General features: G+C 44.1%; 1 pseudogene. It reads right to left on the bottom strand.

From position 1 onward, the window contains the following. Positions 1 to 315 precede the first annotated feature (315 nt). Positions 316 to 1,460 (bottom strand): annotated as a pseudogene (locus GY843_RS20020) (IS3 family transposase). Positions 1,461 to 1,507: the final 47 nt, after the last annotated feature.

The raw sequence follows: 1,507 nt of genomic DNA, 5'->3' as shown, positions 1-1,507 counted from the left end.
CTTTCTTGGCTTGAGAGCTTTTAACACCTCAATGCGATTTACCCTGCATCAGTGGAAAAAGACGATCCGCTGGCTTGATGAACTCACCGCTGAAGCTTGCATGAGCAAGATTACATGCTAAATTCGTGGGGATCCCTCAGAACCCGGTAATATATTTATTACTGATAGTCCCCCAAAAATTGTAAAGCCAACTATGTCATGGCAACCGGACGCCAAAACATTACAAATCAACTTCATCAAACAAGGTGAAATATTTAAAGCAAATAACCGGTATGGTGAACACATTGCTATCAGCTACGGTGAGAATTGTAGTGGTCAAGTATTTTTGGCCACGGTTTTATAGGTTTTCCAGTACATTATTTCCTTATCGTTAGGTGATAATCCACCATTCTTCGAATGCGGTCGATAACGACTGTAATAACCAACAATATAATTTGTAATTTGCTCTTTCGCTTCAGTGAATGAGCGATAACCGGTTTCTGGTATCCATTCTGTTTTCAGGCTTCTAAAAAACCTTTCCATTGGCGAATTATCCCAACAGTTTCCTTTACGACTTAAGCTCTGCTTTATCTGATATCGCCACAGCACTTGCCTAAATTGAATGCTGGTATATTGGCATCCCTGGTCAGAGTGGAACAACAGTTCGTTTGGCTGTTTCCTGGACTCATAGGCCATTTCCAGCGCGCTTTTTGTTAGCACACTATCAGGCGACAGTGATAATGACCACCCAACAGGTTTTCGGGCATAAAGGTCCATGACAACAGCAAGGTATGCCCAGCGTTTACCAGCCCAAACATAGGTGATATCTCCAACCCATACCTGGTTTGGGCGCTTCACATCAAAACAGCGGTCCAGCACATTTGGGACGGCTATATGTGCCTGTTCTGCCTTTCTATAGCGATGTTTAGGAAGCTGTGAGCTAACTAAACCCAGCAGCTTCATTCTTCGACTTGCGCGATAACGAGAAAGGTCTTCGCCCATCGTGGTCACGATTTTCGCAATGGAGCGCGCCCCTGCAGACCCATTACTTAATCGATGTGCCGTTTTAATTAAGTGCCTTGTTCGAAGCTCTTTTGATGACAAGCGACCAGGCCTGTTTCGCCAGTAGCGATAACTGCTTCTGTGGACCTCAAACGTGTCACACAATATCTTAGCCGGAAAGCTCCCTTCAAGTCGCTTAATTATCTGGAATTGTTCAGCGAGTCTGACATCAAGAGAGCGGTAGCCTTTTTTAATATTTCTTTCTCTTGCTCAACTTTTCTAAGCTACTTTTCAAGTTCCTGAATACGCTTCTGTTCAGGCGTCAGAGCCTTAGACGCCGGTGTTTTACCAGAACGTTCACTCTTCAGTTGCCTAATCCAATTTTCCAGGGTGGTTTTACTCACATTCATGGCTTCAGCGGCTTCTCGGATTGTATAACCTTGGTCAACAACTAAGGAAGATGCGAATAAGTCCCCGATGTGAGATCATAGCTGCATAGTAAATTACAGCCATTACCGTCCATGAG

The sequence above is a fragment of the Neptuniibacter sp. genome (assembly GCF_024231755.1).
Lineage (GTDB): Bacteria > Pseudomonadota > Gammaproteobacteria > Pseudomonadales > Balneatricaceae > Neptuniibacter.
This window is presented reverse-complemented; position numbering and strand designations above follow the sequence as displayed.